Origin of the sequence: Thalassovita gelatinovora (assembly GCF_001458355.1) — a bacterium.
Classification (GTDB): domain Bacteria; phylum Pseudomonadota; class Alphaproteobacteria; order Rhodobacterales; family Rhodobacteraceae; genus Thalassobius; species Thalassobius gelatinovorus.
In genome coordinates, this window is sequence record NZ_CYSA01000005.1 from 98627 (window position 1) to 114694 (window position 16068).

Consider the following 16068-nt stretch of genomic DNA (forward strand, 5'->3'; position numbering starts at 1 on the left):
CTAAACACCTTATGCTAATGTCATTTTATTCCTTACATAGCGTGGACCGCTTCCAGCATTGTATCTTGAAAATGCGCCAGGCACGCATCGATTTCCGCACGCGTCTGGAACAAACAGGCAGCGGTCGACAAAGCATCGGCAAGCGCGGCCGACTTTGCAGAAACGGTTATTTCCCGCCAGTTCGCGCGGCTCGGCTCCCCCGTACGCGGATCAAGAATATGGCCAACCTCGGACGCGTCGTCAAAAGTGGTCCCAAGCGGTGCAGACGTGGCAAGCGCGCGCGCGGCAAGCGGCACCTCACCCCCGGCGGCAAGCCTGACAGGCCACGCCTTGCCATCGGGTTGCGATCCAAGCGCACGAAACTCGCCGGTATCGATCAAAATATTCGTCAGGCCCTCGGCTTGCAACATTTCGGCCACGCGGTCCGCGATATAGCCCTGCGCGATCCCGTTCAACGTCAACGCCATGCCGGTCCGCATAGTGATGGCCGAAGCGTTGAAAACGACGTTGTCCCAACCTGTTAAACCACGCGCTTCGTGCAAATCGCTTGCCGTGGGCCGCCCTCCAGTCGCGAAAGCCTCGGCATAACTGGCCCATAGCGTTTGTATGGTCGGGTCAAAACGACCACCGCTTGCAGCATGGACCGCGCCGGCCAGCGACAGACATTCCAGCAATTCAAACGGGGCCATTTGCAACGCCCCCGATCGGTTCAACCGCGCCAAAGCGCTGTCTTGGCGGTACAAGCTGAAAATGTCTTCAAGGCGGGAAATTTCCGCCGCGACCCGCGCGCTGATCTGCTTCGCATCGGGATGGTCCAGCCGCAGCGTCGCGCGCGCGCCCAAGGCCGTGCCTTTCCAAGTATAAATTGGCTTGGCGGTCAATGCCCCGGGAAGGGCAATCGCGGCGGCGCTAATGGCCAGAAAACGGCGTCGATTGGTCATGGTTTTACTCTCCGGATTTGCGCGACAAGGCGCGCAGACGATTTTCAAAATCTGTATCACTTGCGTCACCGTCCAGCGCGACAGGCGCCAGAACCGCGCTATCGGGTATGTCGGCCAACCGCATGACCTGCCCGCCATTGGTCTGGGCGAACTCTGCCGCCTTGCCCGGATCGGAAAACGGCACCACTTCCGGTGCGCCCATCCCGCCGATGCTGCGGCCGCCGACGACATAAAAAGCACCCTTGGCTGCGATCCAGTTATTCGGCCCGGGCGCGGCCCAATTCGCACCTGCGGCCCCCATATCGCTGACCCAGACGGTCAGGATGGCGTGGCTCTGTTCCGGCATCCGCATATAGGCAACAACGTCACGGACCTGACTGAAAAACAGTGGCGCGCCAGGCAAACCCGCCAAATGCGCCTGCGCTTTGGGGCCATCATGTTCCAGCAGGATCATCTGGCAGTAATGACCCGCCGCTTCTTCGCTAAGCGGCAACGGGGTGGTGTCTTGTACGACGTCGTCCTTGCAGGCGGTCAGACCCAATAACGCAAGTGTCAAAATCCAATATTTCATGGCTCTACCCTTCGGAAGGCCACCGCAGCCACCCCGATCGCGATCAATGGCCAGACCATGATCGACAAAAGGGATTGCCACGGCGCGATTGCGTTTGCCGCACCGCCAACACCCGAAGCAGCCACAGTGGCTTGCGACGCTGTCAGGTTGAACAAACGGAACGCATCAGCAGGATTGGCCAGCAAAGCCGCCGGAAAAACGGTTGTGGTGAAGCGGCCGCCATTGTCGGCAACAACCGCCGCCAGCAGCCCCAGATCATAAAGCACAACCAAACCCAGCCAAAGCCCGATAGCCAACCCGGCAGCCCCCGAAACGCGGCCCGCCAGCGATGACAGCGCATAACCGATCCCCAGGAACGTCGCGCCCAACAAGACCGATGTCCATGTCAGCCGCCACAACGCGATCAATCCCGATACCGCCGTCGGATCAGCGACGATGGCAACAGCCGCTGCCGCACCATATCCGGCGCAAATCGCAACGATCAAAATGGTCGTATGCGCCACAAGCTTGCCAGCCAGAATTTCCCAGCGTGCCACCGGATAGGTCAACAGCAATGGCAGCGTGCCCCGCTCGACTTCCCCCGCCACGGCATCAAACGACATCAAAAGAGCCACCAATGGCACCAGATAGACCGAAAGCGATGTCAGGGAAGCCACGAGAACGGACAAACGGTCAGCCCCCAACGCCCCCGTTGGGGCCGACCCAGCAGCCGACAGAACAAGCGAAAAGACCACCATCAACAGCACCGCAATCAGCACCCAGCGGTTGCGCCGTGCAATATGAATTTCCGTCTTGGCGGTGGCAAGGATACGGGCAATCATTGTCCGTCCCTCCGGCTGAAATGGCTGTATATGTCTTCCAGACTTGGCGGGATGACATCCAGATCGGCAACTTTGCCCTGCAATGCCGATATCTGGGCAAGCGTCGTCAGTTTCTCATCCTGGCCGCATGTCAGGTGAATCGCGTTGTTCATGCGAACGGCAGCTGGCAGCGCCGCCATGATCTCTGCTTCATGCGTTTCATGCGCATGGATCTGCATCGATACGGGCAACGCGGCTTCCCTGCGCAGCTCTGGCAATGTCCCCTTGGCCACCAAACGGCCACCAGACAGGATCAACAACCGGTCTGTGCGCGCTTCGACCTCTGTCAAAGCATGGCTCGACAACAAGATCGCGGCCCCGTCCGCCGCCAGACCATCCAGCAGTTCGTAAAAATCACGGCGCGACACAGGATCAAGACCGCTCGTTGGTTCATCCAGAACCAACAGGCTGGGATGTCCGATCAGGGCTTGGGCAAGCCCCACGCGCTGACGCATCCCTTTGGAATAAGTGCCGATCCGGCGGTTGGCGGCATGGGCCAGACCGACACGGTCCAACAGGGGCAGCGCCCCCGATATGTCTTCGTTGCGCAGGCGCATATAATAAGTGATCTGTTCCAAACCGGTCAAAGCAGAATGGAAAGCCGCATTCTCGGGCAGGTAAGCAACATGCGCGCGCGCCTGTGCATTTCCCGGGGCCGCACCGCACACCGAAATTTCGCCACCATCCGCCGCGATCAGACCTAAAATGACCTTCATCAAGGTCGATTTGCCCGCACCATTATGGCCCAGCAGCGCCACGCGTTCGCCCGGAGCCACGCTGAGAGACACATCGCTCAGCGCCTTGACCCCGCCAAACGCCTTAGTGAGATGAGAGATCGTTAATGTCGAAGTCATCAAGTTGTCTTTCGTTGCGTTTGGCGGCAGCTTCGGCCTCCATTGCGATATATTCAGGGGGAACCGTTATGATGGGCCCGGCCATCAACGGGGCGCTGTCAACCACGCCCCCCGGCAGCGTTGCAGGGAAGCTCGATTGCGCCCAACGGATCAGTTGCACGGCGGGCGCACCGATCAGCAAAGACGCGGCAGGTTGCGACCAAAGGATATGATCCATCAGGTCGTTGGGCCGAAACGGGCTGTCAGCGATGCCATCCCCGCCAAGGTCAAAACCGGGATGGTCTGACCAATAATTGCCTCGCCCTTCAAAGCTCCATTCGATGTCCCGCGTACCGACATATTTCACTTGCGTGCGGTTGCCGATAAACGCGTTTCCGGTCAGCACGTTGCGTTCTGATCCGGCGGTGAAGTGAATGCCGATCGTGCAGCCTTCAAAGCGGTTGTCATAGATGATGTTCTTGTGGGCATTATAGATAAACGTGCAGCGATCCGCCCCGCCGCGCACCAGATTGCCCGACACATCGGCATTGTTGGCAAAGTTGAGCATCACACCGTGACTGCCATCCGACAGGCTGAGATTGTTCTTCAACACTACGCGGTTGGAAAACATGATCGCGAAACCAAGATGGTTGCCGATCGACACATTCCCCGACACTTCGGAATTGTTGGTATACATGTAATGCACCGCAAAACGCAGATCGCGGAACAGGTTGTTGCGATAGGTTCCATCGCGCGAAGTGTTTGAAAAAATGCCGTCACGGCCCCAGCGGACAGAATTGTTTTCAACAACGGTGCCCGGCGAATTCCAGACATAAATCCCGTTCCCGCGGTCGTTCATGCGCGGGTTCTGGGTGCCTTCGATCGTGTTTGCACGCACAACGGCATTCAGCCCGCCATGCACGTCGATACCGTGCAGGTTGCCTAGCACATGATTGCCTTCCACCAGCGCACGGTCGGCCTTTTTCAATATCTTGATACCGGCATCCAAATCCTGACTGTTCAAACCCGACCCGGTGACGGTGATCCCTTTTACGGTCACATCCGGCGCGGCGATGGTGACGACAGTGCCCTGCCCCAAACCATCGATGATGGCCTCTTGCGGGCCGGTCAGTGTCAAAGGCCGATCGATGTAAACGGGGCCGGCATGGCGGCCCGCCTCCAGAACAAGCACATCGCCGGGGGTGGCCCCGGCGATGGCAAGGTCAAGCCCCCCTGACGCAGCTGGCACGCGCAGCTCTGCCGCCCAAAGCGGCAAAGCGACCAGTGCAGCCATCACATATGTCAGGGGGCGCAGCATGTTTACGCGTCTTTCGGTTCAACGAACATACGACCGCGCATTTCCATGTGCAGCGCATGGCAGAACCACTGGCAATAATACCAGAACACGCCCGGTGTCGCCGCCACAAACGTGACCGAAGATGTCGCTTGCGGCCCGATCTCCATTGCCACGCCATGGTTGCCCATGGTGAAACCGTGCGTCAGGTCGTCGATGTCATCAAGGTTGGTCACATAGACGGTCACTTCGTCACCCTGCTTCACGGTGAAGGATTCCAACGCAAAGTTTGGCGCTTGGCTCGACATATACACCCGCACCTTGTTGCCGTCGCGGATGACCGTGTCTTGCCAATCGTCCAGATCAACGCCATCCGCCTCGGCTTGCGCCCGGGCATCTGCCCACATCGGATCGTTACGATCCCAAACGGATTTCGGGTTCACCTTGCTTGGATCGACGATGATGCTGTCATGGGGCTCGGCAAAGGTCGGGCCGTCATGGATCAGGGTCATCTTGTCGCCGTCAATCGCGAACAACTGTTCGTTTTCTGGCTTCAGTGGTCCAACGTTGAGGAACCGATCCTTGGAGAACTTGTTCATCGTCAAATAATATTTGCCGCTGGCTTCCAGCGTTTCCCCCATCACGGTCGAATTGTGGCCGGGCTGGTAATGCACGTCCTGCTTGGTGATGATCGGGTCCACGTCTTCGCCATTGTAAAGCTGAACCGCTTTTTCGATGTTCCACTTGACCACCTGACTATCGAGGAACAGCGTGGTGAACGCGTTGCCTTCACCATCAAATGCGGTGTGAAGCGGTCCAAGACCCAGCTCGGGCTCCGCGACAACAGCGCTGCGCGGATCTGCATCCTCGTTGAACACCGCGTCAAGCTTGCGCACGTCGATCACCGACACGGTGGGCGACAGTTTGCCCGCAATGCACAGGTGAATCTTGTCCGGCGCCATGTTGCAGCCATGCGGGTTGTTCGGGATCGGGATATAGCGGGTGTATTTCTTGTTTTGCCCTTTACGTCCGTCCAGAACCTTGACGCCGTTGAGTTCGACAAAGTCACCGGCTTCGATGCCTTTTTCGATTTCCTTGATGTTGAAGACAACGACATGGTCCATATCGGCTTCTGTCATGTCGGGAAGCGTCATGCCCATTTCCGAATTGTAACATGTCGAGAAGGCGTATTTTCCGTCATAGTCACAATCGGTATTGTCAAGATTGCCCGAAACCATGACCTGCCATGCCACGGTCATTTCGTCAGCGTTTACAGCGGTATAGAAGTTTACATACTGCTCTGGCTCATCCAGAATCTTGCCGTCATTCACCATTGGCACTTCGTCTTCCCCATTGCAGAAGACATAGTTGGTGCGTGGCCATTTTTGCGGCCGCAACCCATGGATCGCCTTGGCGTTGGGGATCTCGATGATCTTGTCGCATTTCATCACGTCGCAACGAACACGGGCGACACGGGTGTTGGCCTTGTCGTTCATGAACAAGAAGCGCCCGTCATAGGTGCCTTCGGTGAAGGACATGTGAGGGTGGTGCAAATCGCCGTTTGGCGGGAATTCGTGGCCGTTGGCCGCCAGTTGCGCTTTGGTCTTTTCGGTCAAACCCTCGGTCAGGATTTTCTTGGATTCGTTGGTGATGCCCCACCCGGTCGCCGAACAGGTGTTGAACACGGGAATACGCATCAGCTCGCGCATGGACGGCACGCCCAGAATACGCATCTCGCCGCACTGCCCGGACGACCAGAACCCATAATATTCATCCAGCTGCCCCGGACCGACTTCCGCACCGGCGGCAGCGCGGGCGCTTGTCGTACTGGCCAGCGTGGCAGCACCGACCGCGGCCGTTCCCGTCAGCATGGCGCGCGACCCGAAAGCGCCGGCCAAAGCCGCTCCTCCAGCGGAAGCGCCAAGCAAGCTTCTGCGCGTAATTGGCAGTTTCGTTCCCTCTGACATGGTATTTCCTTTCATGTTACAGGTGGTTTGGGTTGTTGATTTGGGTGCCCGACAAAGCGCGAAAGATCTGGCCCCCCGGCATCTTTGGCCCGGCGCTTGATCTTTTTGATAACCACAGGGCACGTCGTTTCGGACTGATAAAGCACCTGACAATGCAGGCAGTTGATGCATTCGTTCGGGTTGATTTCGCCGGTTGGATGGATCGCCTGAACCGGGCATTGATGGGCGCAGGTCTGGCACGGGTTGCCACATTCCCGATACCGCTTGAGCCAATCAAACATCCGCAGCCGCGCCGGAATGGCCAGCGCCGCGCCCAACGGGCAAAGATAGCGGCAGAAGAACCGTTCGACGAACAGCCCGGCAATCAACAATGCGGCGACATAAGCCACGAACGGCCAGGCGCGGACGAAATTGAGGATGATCGCCGTCTTGAACGGCTCGACTTCGGCCAAATGCTCGGCCTGCTCGATGCTGGACAGCGACACGCCGAACAGCCCCAGGAAAATCATGTATTTCAGCGGCCACAGGCGTTCGTTCAGGCCCCAAGGCAGGGTCCATTGCGGAATATGCAAGGCACGGGCGACCTTGTTCAGCAGTTCTTGAAGCGCGCCAAACGGGCACAGCCAACCGCAATAGGCCCCGCGCCCCCAGAACAGCAAAGCCGCTGCAACCGCGAACCACAAGATGAAGGTCAGCGGATCAAGCAAGAAGGCCTGCCAACTGAACCCCGTCATCAGCGATCCGAACAAGGCCATGAGATTGACCACAGACAGTTGCGCATTCGCATACCAGCCCAGATAGACCAGCGTGACCGTCAGGAATGTCATCCGGAACCAAAAGAACCCACGTTCGTTGCGCGTCGCGATCCCCTGAAAGAAGAACACGACCGTCAGCACCGACAGCATCGTGACCAGAACAACGATTTCGGTTAATTTTCCTTCCCAAATCCGTTTCCAAAGGGCCTGTTGGGCATCCAGTTCAGACTGGCTGGCGACCCTTTCAACGGCTGCTGGAACTTCGGCGGTCGGTGCCGGGGCAATCGCCCGGATGTATTGATCCGGCAACTGATAGCCCAGATCAAAGGTGGTAAAGACCTTTTCGATCGCGCCAACCTCGCGCTGTACCAACAGCTGAATGCGAAACGGTTTCGTCGGGTCAAATTCGCTATCCGCAGGGATCTTGAACAAATCCGCCTCATTGAAGGCCGGTGCCCCTTCGGCAATGATCGTATTGATCCGCTTGTGCATACGGTCGCGGAACCGGACCGAAACATCATCCTGAATCAGCACGATCCGGTCAAAAATGCCGCCGCGCACATATCCAGAACCTTTGAAGGAATAAAGCCCGCGGCCAACGATGGCGATGGCGTGATCGCCCTCCTCCAGCCAGTCTTCCAGATTTTCGGCTACCGCGTCTCCCAACAACGCCCGCGCGATCGCGGGGTGCGACACCAACGCGGTCTGCATCTCGATGAAAGTGGTTTCGGGGGGATCGGTCAGGGCGCGCTTGGCGGCGCGTTCGTCTTCCATTGCGGCGAAGGCGGCATTGACCTGCCCCACATCCAACGACAAGCGCCGCAATGTGCCGTCGCCTTCCAACGTCATCCAATCGCTGGCGGCTGCCGCGTCCGGGTCGATTTCAAACTGCGGCCCGGTCCCTTTTTCTTCCACGACAAGCCCGCCCAGCCCAAGCTGCCGGGCGACTTTCAGACCTGCGCGAATAATGGAATCGTCGATCACCATGATCGTCACGGTCGCGCCCGATATGATATCAAGCTCATGCGCGGTGCCGCCTGATTCAGCTTCGGCAACCAAATCAAGCCCGGTATAGCCCGCCACCATCGCCTTGATTTTGGAATCTGGTATACCGATCAGGACAATCGGTTCAGAATGCTTGACCAACTGCACCCCGATAACCTGCGCCGCATCATCCACCGCGACCATGGTGTGAATTGGCTTGCCTGAATATCCGGTGGTCGAAACATAATCCGACGTCACAAAGGCCCAGCCAATGCGCTCCCCGTTTTTAAGGACTTGAACGGCAGGAATGTCCGAATTGACCGCGCCAAACGCATCGGCCCCTTCGACAAGCTCCCCGACCTGCACATCGGGCAACAATTTGGCAAGAACGGACTGGGCCGAAGCCGGAAACCCCCAAAGGAGCATCGTAACGGCCAGGGCGATAGCTTTCAGAAGGTAACGGAGGGATGTCATGCGTTGGCGTCCTTGAAAAGAGGTCGCCCGTCGCAGCGTGTTTTATGGCCGTAAAGAACCTGATCAACATGGATCGGAACCGGCGTGTTTTGCACTGTCTTGTGCATCACCGGAGGGCCGCGCGGCATCGGACGGATATTTGAAGTGTGAAGGAATGGGGTTTGGAAAGAGGATGGTTCTGCCGCTGCTACAGATAAGCAGAAAGGCAGGCCCACCCCGTTTGCAAGGTTCGGGTGACCGGCGAAAGTGTCACAACAAACGCAGCACTGGTGGCAGTCGTGACTGGGTTCGATAGGCGTTCCATCAAAGCCGACAAGCACGGTTTCCGCCACACCGTCGGCGCAGATTTCCATCTCCAGGAACGTGCCGTTACTGCTGGCCTCAGCCATGCCCAAAGGACCATACAAAGTAAGGGCAAAAGCAACCAAGCAGCTGAAAAGGATGGAGGCGGCGCGTTTCATAAAGACTCCTCTAGCAATAGAGAAGCACTCATTCATTGATCTAGCGCAAATGTTTTCATGTTGCCCAAAATACTCGCAACGCGCACATTTAATTTGCGGAATGTGTTCGCCACAAGACTGGCGATATTTGGGTGTGTCTTTTGGCAATAAATCGAAAAAAATAACTTTATTTCAACTAATTGAATTAAACCTGCACGATTTTTCAGGCTGAGAAAAAACGCCACCTCACAACATGTGATGGTCGCACTATGAAATAGAATATAATCAATATATTCAGATAGTTAAAAAATTTACAATATTTGGCAGTTCAATCTCATTAGAAGCAATTCCGACATTTCCACGACACAGTCGAACAAACGCATTCACATATATAAATATATAAAAATGGATTCTTAACTTCGCGTCTATTTCCTCATGAATGACGCCCCTTCACATGACCAGAAGAATACACACAGTAAACTGTCCATGTGCCGACCTTGATAATTCAAATTCAAGTACAAGAATACGAAATCTCCCAACTCTATTCGGGCTCCCGATCCCATCCGTTTTCCGCGACCGATTTCATCGGTTTCGGACAGGGTGGCGTGGTCCAATCATTTGAAGTTCACTCTGGTGCGTCTCGTCAAGCCATACCGCATTTGCGGCATGGTTGATCCTTGTTCGATCCGGCTGGCCCCCTTGATTTCGTGACGGACTACGTCTGCACCGGCCTAAACTGCCCCGCGCCGACATCTCGATCCATGGGCGTTACTTAGGGTCAAGCCACGGTTTTTACGGACAATTTTGACATAACTGAAGAAAAAGCTTCATCGAACTGTCACACCTCCCGACTACCTGAACACCGGTGCGCAACCGCTGCACATCACACGCAAAGGATGGCTGCCATCCTTTGTGTTTCGCTATCCGCAGGGGCCGTGGTCCCGAAACTTCTAGGGCGCAACGACGCCCTCTGCCCCCTACGGGCACCAATCGAACCGGAGTATCGAGATGAAGAATTTCAAGATCAGCGTGGCCGCTGCTGCCTTCGCCATGACGGCGAACGTGGCATTTGCCGAAACCAACATTACTTGGTGGCACGCTATGGGCGGTGCCTTGGGCGAAACCGTCAACAAAATTGCCGAGGATTTCAACGCCTCGCAAAACGATTACCAGATCACCCCAGTTTTCAAAGGCACCTACGAAGAAGCCCTGACTGCTGGCATCGCCGCGTTCCGCGCTGGCGAACAGCCCAACATCCTTCAGGTTTTTGACGCTGGCGCCGCCACTGTCATCGGTGCCAAAGGGGCAACTATTCCGGTTCAGGATCTGCTGACCGACAATGGCGCTGCCTTTGACATCAATGAATACATTTCCGGCGTGCGCTACTTCTACGCCGACAGCGAAGGAAAAATGATCGGCATGCCGTTCAATTCGTCCTCGCCGGTTATGTATTACAACGTGGACGCGCTGGAAAAAGCAGGCGTGACCGCGCCCAAGACCTGGGAAGAATTCCAGTCGATAACCGCTCCTGCCCTGAAAGAAGCGGGTTACACCGCGCTGTCGCAGTCGCACCTGCCGTGGATCTTCACCGAAAACTTCATGTCGCGTCACAACCTGCCATTTGCCACCAACGACAATGGGTATGACGGCGCCGAAGGCACCGAAATCCTGGTCAATAACGACGCGATCAAAGCCCATTTCACTGCCGTGACCGAATGGCAGAAGAATGGTTATTTCGAATGGTTCGGTACCGGCTGGGGCGACAACCAAACGCCTTTCGAAGACGGCAAAGTCGCGATCTGGCTCGGGTCTTCGGGGTCGTTCGGCGGCCTGTCGAAAAAAGACCTGCCATTTGAATTTTCGGCCACCTACCTGCCTTACTGGGAATCCGTGACATCCGAACCTAAACAAACCTTCATCGGCGGTGCATCGCTGTTCGCAATGGCGGGCAAAGACGCGGCTGAAAACAAAGCGACCGCTGCGTTCTTTGAATTCCTGACCAAGCCCGAAACCCAATATTTCTGGCACCAGGAAACCGGCTATGTGCCGATCACCAAAGCCGCTTACCAAATGGCCAAAGCAGACGGTCACTATGACCGCGCACCTGCCGCCGAAGTCGGCATCCTGCAACTGTCCTTGCCTGCCGGTGAAAACACCAAAGGCTATCGCATGGGGTTCTACGTTCAAATCCGTGACGTGATGAACCGTGAATACGGCCGCATCCTGACCGGTGAAACGTCGGTCGAAGACGCGTTCAACAACATCGAAAAAGAAGCCAACCAGCTGCTGGCGCGGTTCGCCAAGACTCAAAGCTGAACACGGACACTTATAACACCGACGGTCGCAGCTTCTGCGGCCGTCTTTTCGGTCCCGGAGATTCCATCATGAAGCGCGCAGGCTTTACCACCACTTGGCTGCCGATACTGCTGCTGGTTCCACAGCTGTTGATCATCGCGGTGTTTTTCTACTGGCCTGCAGTCCATGCTCTGCAGTCGTCATTCTACCTTCAGGATCCGTTTGGCTTTGGCTCCACCTATGTGGGTTTGGAAAACTACACCGACCTCGCCCAAAGCTCGGAATACCTGAAAATCACCCGATTCACCGTGGTATTCACCCTGTTGGTCACCTTCTTTTCTCTGGCGCTTGCCCTGCTGCTTGCGGTCAAGGCCGATACAGTGATCCGCGGGGCCCGAACCTATCGCACGCTTTTGATGTGGGTCTATGCCGTTGCGCCGCCGGTCGCGGGGTTCATCGGGTTGCTCATGTTCAACCAAAGCTGGGGGCCGCTGACGGACATTGCGCGCGCCATCGGCTGGGATTTCAAACTGGGGGTGAACTTCAACGATACCGCCACCGCCATGGTCATCGTGTCGGTCTGGAAACAGGTGCCGGTGAATTTCATCTTCTTCCTGTCCGGGCTGCAATCGATTCCGAAATCAGTGCGCGAAGCGGCGCTGATCGACAATCGGTCCGCCTCGGGTCGCTTTTGGGACGTGACTTTCCCACTGCTCGCACCCACCGGATTTTTCCTGTTGATCATCAACATCACATACGCGCTTTTCGACACGTTCGGCATCATCGACACGCTGGTAAAAGGCGAACCGGGCAACAACCCGATGACTCTTGTCTACAAAGTCTATGTCGACGGGTTCCGCGGCAATGATCTGGGCGGTAGCTCGGCACAATCCGTGGTTTTGATGGTGCTGGTTCTGGCACTGACGGTGTTTCAGTTCCGGCTGGTCGAACGCCGTATCCACTATACCTGAGGGACCGGAAATGACCAATCTATCGAACACCACAATCGCGGCACCCACCCGCCGGATCAGATGGTCCCGCCTGCTGGATCATGCGGTGCTGATTGCCGGCTCTCTGTTCCTGCTGATCCCTTTGCTGATCGTGCTGCAAACCACCACAACGACCGACGTTGAAACCATGAAAAACGGTCCCCAACTGGTGATCGGCAGTCAGTTCGACGACAACCTGAAAGACGCGATGGTCAAGGCGTCGGGATTTTCCGGCGAAAACACCGGCATGTCGATGCTGATCAATTCGATGATCCTCGGGCTGGGCTTTGCCCTGGGCAAAATCATCATCGGCATGATGGCGGCTTACGCGCTGGTCTATTTCCGACTGCGCTTTGCGACGCTGGCCTTTTGGCTGATCTTTACCACGCTGCTTTTGCCGCTCGAGGTGCGCATTCTGCCCTCCTACGAAATCGCGCAGAAACTGGGCTTGCTGAACACCTATACCGGGCTGATCGTGCCGCTGATCGCATCGGCCACCGCGACGTTTTTCTTCCGCCAGTTTTTCCGCTCCGTGCCCGAAGAACTGGTCGAAGCCGCCCGCATCGATGGCGCAGGCCCCGTCAAGTTTTTCATCGATATCCTGGCACCACTGTCGCAAACCATGATCGCCGCGATGTTCATCATCATGTTCGTCTATGGCTGGAACCAATACTTGTGGCCCACCATGATCACCACCGACGAAGACATGTATACGCTGGTGCGTGGTATCAAGCAGATCACTCAGGATCTGGAAGGGACCAACATCCCCGAATATGGCCGCGCCAATATGCTGGCCCTCATTGCGATCCTGCCCCCGGTAGCGGTCGTCATTTTCTTCCAAAGCTGGTTCGTCAAGGGCCTGACGGAATCTGATAAATAAGGACGTCCCATGGCTCAGGTCTCCCTGAACAATATCCGCAAAATTTACGCCAACGGGTACGAAGCCGTTACCCCCACCAGTTTCGACATCGCCGATGGCGAATTCGTGGTTCTGGTCGGCCCGTCGGGCTGTGGAAAATCCACCCTTCTGCGCATGGTCGCCGGGCTTGAAGACATCACCGAAGGCGTGTTGTCGATCAACGATCGGCAGGTCAATCACGTCGACCCGGCCGATCGCGACATCGCGATGGTGTTTCAAAACTACGCTTTGTATCCGCATATGACCGTGCGCAAAAACATCGGGTACGGGTTGAAGAACCGCAAGATACCGGCGGACATGATTGAATCCAAAGTGCAGGAAGCGGCGAAAATGCTGAACCTGACGGACTATCTCGATCGCAAACCCAGCCAATTGTCGGGGGGCCAACGCCAACGCGTCGCAATGGGCCGCGCGGTGGTACGCGATCCGGCCCTGTTCCTGTTCGATGAACCGCTGTCCAATCTCGATGCAAAGCTGCGCCACCAGATGCGGATCGAAATCAAAGCGCTGCAACGCCGTCTTGGCGTGACCTCGATCTATGTCACCCACGATCAGGTTGAAGCAATGACCATGGCGGATCGGATCATCGTGTTGAACGAAGGTCGGATCGAACAGATCGGTACCCCGGCCGAAATCTACCACGCGCCGGCCTCGACCTTCGTGGCAAGCTTCATGGGCGCTCCGCCGATGAACCTGATCGACGCGCGGCTAGCGGACGGTCAGATCATGATCAACGGCAATACCGCCCTCGCCCCGGCTCAGGGCACCGGTGCGATCACCTTGGGTATCCGCCCCGAAGACGTGGAAATACACGATGACGCCCCGATCCATTTCCACGTGGACATCGTCGAAGAACTCGGGGCGCATCGCTTGCTTCATGGCCAGCTGGCGGATCAGGATTTCACCATCCATGTCGGCAAAGATGTCGCGGCCACACCCGGTGCCACCCGCATTGCGATAAAACCCGACTGTTGTTGCCTGTTCGACCCCGAAACGGGGAAAGCCTTGTGATCACCAAAACCTGCACGACCCTGCCTGCCGTCGCCGCTACGGACAGAAATCGTAGTCTGACAGCGCCGCGAACCGCTGCGGCCCATCGCGGATTGCTGGCGGAAATCCCCGCGATGAACGCGGTTCAGGCCGCCGCCCTTCGCCACTTGATCAAACAGTCAGGCAATTCCGACATACGGAACATAGTTCCATTCATCTTGACCCCCATTGCCGCTGTGCGTTACCAACCCGTAACAGAGGGAGGATATGATGCACTGGCTAGACGACCTGATCAGCGGAAAACCGGCGGATACACGGGCGATCATCGATCACGATGGCACCGCAATCACCTTTGGGGCACTGAACGCGGCGATTGATGCCGCCGCAGATGCGATGCGCACCCACGGCGTGCAGCCCGGCGACCGGGTGCTGGTGGTGGCGGAAAACTGCGCCTTGCTGGCGGCAGCCTTCCTTGCCGCAATGCGGTTGCGGGCTTGGTGCGTGCCATTGAACGCGCGCGTCACCGCCCCTGAACTGGACGCGATCCGCGCTGACGCCGGGCCGCGCCTGACGCTGTTCACCGACGTGGCGTCGACCGCGGCGGACACTCATGCCACCCGGTTGGGCGCCGTGACAGGCCCCAAGGTTCTGGGCCACCCGCTGCGGCTGCAGGCCGATCCCGCCGCGCAGGCCGAAACGGTACAAGACAGCCCCGAAACCCAGGTGGCGGCACTGGTCTATACCTCCGGCAGCACCGGCGCGCCCAAAGGGGTGATGCTGTCGCATGCCAGCCTGATGTTCAACGCGCAAGTGATGGCGCAGGCCCGAAACTTTGCGCCCGACGACGTGATTTTGCTGGCGCTGCCCTGCACCCATATCATGGCCCTGTCCACCGCGTTGCTGGCCGGGCTGTCGGCTGGTGCGACGGTGCGACTGATGGCGCGGTTCAGCGTTGACGGGATGCTGGACGCGCTGGCCGAAGGCGGCTCGGTAGTGACCGGTGTGCCCGCGATGTTCGACCAGATCCTGCGCCGGACCGAAACGGGTGAAGCCGCCCTGGTGGCCCCCCGCCTGCGCATGGTTGGTTCGGGCGGGGCACCGCTGGACCCGGCGTTGAAGGCGCGGATCGAAGCGCAATTTGGGCTGCCCCTGAACAACGGCTACGGTCTGACCGAAGCCGGGCCGGGCGTCGCCTCGACGGTGTTCGGACCGCGGCGGACGGATGGCTCGATCGGCTATGTCTATCCGGATTGCGAAGCGCGCATCGACGATGCCGGTACCGATGGCGTGGGCGAGTTGCAATTTCGCGGGCCGGGCGTGATGCTGGGCTATTACCACAATCCGCAGGCCAGCGCCGAGGCAATGACCGCCGACGGGTTCCTGCGCACCGGCGATCTGGCGCGGATCGACCCGGATGGCGCACTGCATCTGGTGGGGCGTAGCAAGGAATTGATCATCCGCTCGGGCTTCAACGTCTACCCGCCCGAGGTCGAAGCGGCGCTGATGGCCTGCCCCGGTGTGCTACAGGCGGCGGTGGCCGGGCGCGCGATTGCGGGCAACGAAGAGGTGTTGGCCTTTGTCACCACCGACGGCAGCACCGACGCCGCCGCCATCGCCGCGCATCTGCGCAACCGGCTTGCAGCCTACAAGCAGCCGCAGCACATCATCGTGGTGCCGTCCATGCCGCTGACTTCGGCGGGCAAGCTACACAAGCCCGCGCTGGTCGCGCAATTCGCCCCGCCCGGCTGATCGGGCC

The 16068-nt window shown here is 57.8% G+C and carries 13 protein-coding genes; 5 read left to right on the top strand and 8 right to left on the bottom strand.

The window, feature by feature from the left end; all coding sequences use genetic code 11:
* Positions 1-32: 32 nt before the first annotated feature.
* From TG4357_RS02245 to TG4357_RS02280, 8 genes are read right to left on the bottom strand one after another with little or no spacing between them, the layout of a single operon-like run.
* A complete protein-coding gene (locus tag TG4357_RS02245; RefSeq protein ID WP_058261248.1) occupies positions 33-941 on the bottom strand; it encodes an FAD:protein FMN transferase in 909 nt (302 codons plus the stop codon).
* Positions 942-945: 4 nt separating this feature from the next.
* Positions 946-1512 carry a nitrous oxide reductase accessory protein NosL gene (locus TG4357_RS02250; RefSeq protein ID WP_058261249.1) on the bottom strand — a complete coding sequence of 189 codons (567 nt, stop codon included), beginning with the start codon at positions 1510-1512 and terminating at the stop codon, positions 946-948.
* A complete protein-coding gene (locus TG4357_RS02255; protein ID WP_058261250.1) occupies positions 1509-2333 on the bottom strand; it encodes an ABC transporter permease in 825 nt (274 codons plus the stop codon). The genes TG4357_RS02250 and TG4357_RS02255 overlap by 4 nt, the downstream gene beginning before the upstream one ends.
* Entirely contained in the window at positions 2330-3226 is an 897-nt protein-coding gene (locus TG4357_RS02260) for an ABC transporter ATP-binding protein (RefSeq protein WP_058261251.1), read from the bottom strand. Before TG4357_RS02260 ends, TG4357_RS02255 begins: the two co-directional genes overlap by 4 nt.
* Positions 3192-4523, bottom strand: coding sequence for a nitrous oxide reductase family maturation protein NosD (locus TG4357_RS02265; RefSeq protein ID WP_058261252.1), 1332 nt, complete (start codon positions 4521-4523; stop codon positions 3192-3194). Before TG4357_RS02265 ends, TG4357_RS02260 begins: the two co-directional genes overlap by 35 nt.
* A gap of 2 nt (positions 4524-4525) precedes the next feature.
* Entirely contained in the window at positions 4526-6466 is a 1941-nt protein-coding gene (gene nosZ, locus TG4357_RS02270) for a TAT-dependent nitrous-oxide reductase (protein WP_058261253.1), read from the bottom strand.
* Positions 6467-6477: 11 nt separating this feature from the next.
* On the bottom strand, positions 6478-8679 hold the full coding sequence (locus tag TG4357_RS02275) for a NosR/NirI family protein (RefSeq protein WP_058261254.1): 2202 nt from the start codon (positions 8677-8679) through the stop codon (positions 6478-6480).
* Complete coding sequence (locus tag TG4357_RS02280; protein WP_139193590.1) at positions 8676-9140, bottom strand: DUF2946 family protein; 465 nt, start codon at positions 9138-9140, stop codon at positions 8676-8678. Before TG4357_RS02280 ends, TG4357_RS02275 begins: the two co-directional genes overlap by 4 nt.
* Positions 9141-10127: 987 nt before the next feature.
* On the opposite strand from TG4357_RS02280, the gene TG4357_RS02285 reads away from it, so the two are divergent.
* The 5 genes from TG4357_RS02285 (at position 10128) to TG4357_RS02305 (ending at position 16061) form a co-directional block, all read left to right on the top strand.
* Positions 10128-11435, top strand: a complete 1308-nt coding sequence (locus TG4357_RS02285; RefSeq protein ID WP_058261256.1) for an extracellular solute-binding protein — start codon at positions 10128-10130, stop codon at positions 11433-11435.
* Positions 11436-11503: 68 nt separating this feature from the next.
* Entirely contained in the window at positions 11504-12385 is an 882-nt protein-coding gene (locus tag TG4357_RS02290) for an ABC transporter permease subunit (protein WP_058261257.1), read from the top strand.
* A 10-nt stretch (positions 12386-12395) separates the two neighbouring features.
* Entirely contained in the window at positions 12396-13283 is an 888-nt protein-coding gene (locus TG4357_RS02295; protein ID WP_058261258.1) for an ABC transporter permease subunit, read from the top strand.
* Positions 13284-13292: 9 nt separating this feature from the next.
* Positions 13293-14333 (top strand): ABC transporter ATP-binding protein, encoded by a 1041-nt coding sequence (locus TG4357_RS02300; protein ID WP_058261259.1) that lies wholly within the window; start codon positions 13293-13295, stop codon positions 14331-14333.
* Positions 14334-14582: 249 nt separating this feature from the next.
* The gene (locus tag TG4357_RS02305; RefSeq protein ID WP_074646812.1) at positions 14583-16061 is read left to right on the top strand and encodes a class I adenylate-forming enzyme family protein; all 1479 of its coding nucleotides are present in this window, start codon (positions 14583-14585) and stop codon (positions 16059-16061) included.
* Positions 16062-16068 lie beyond the last annotated feature (7 nt).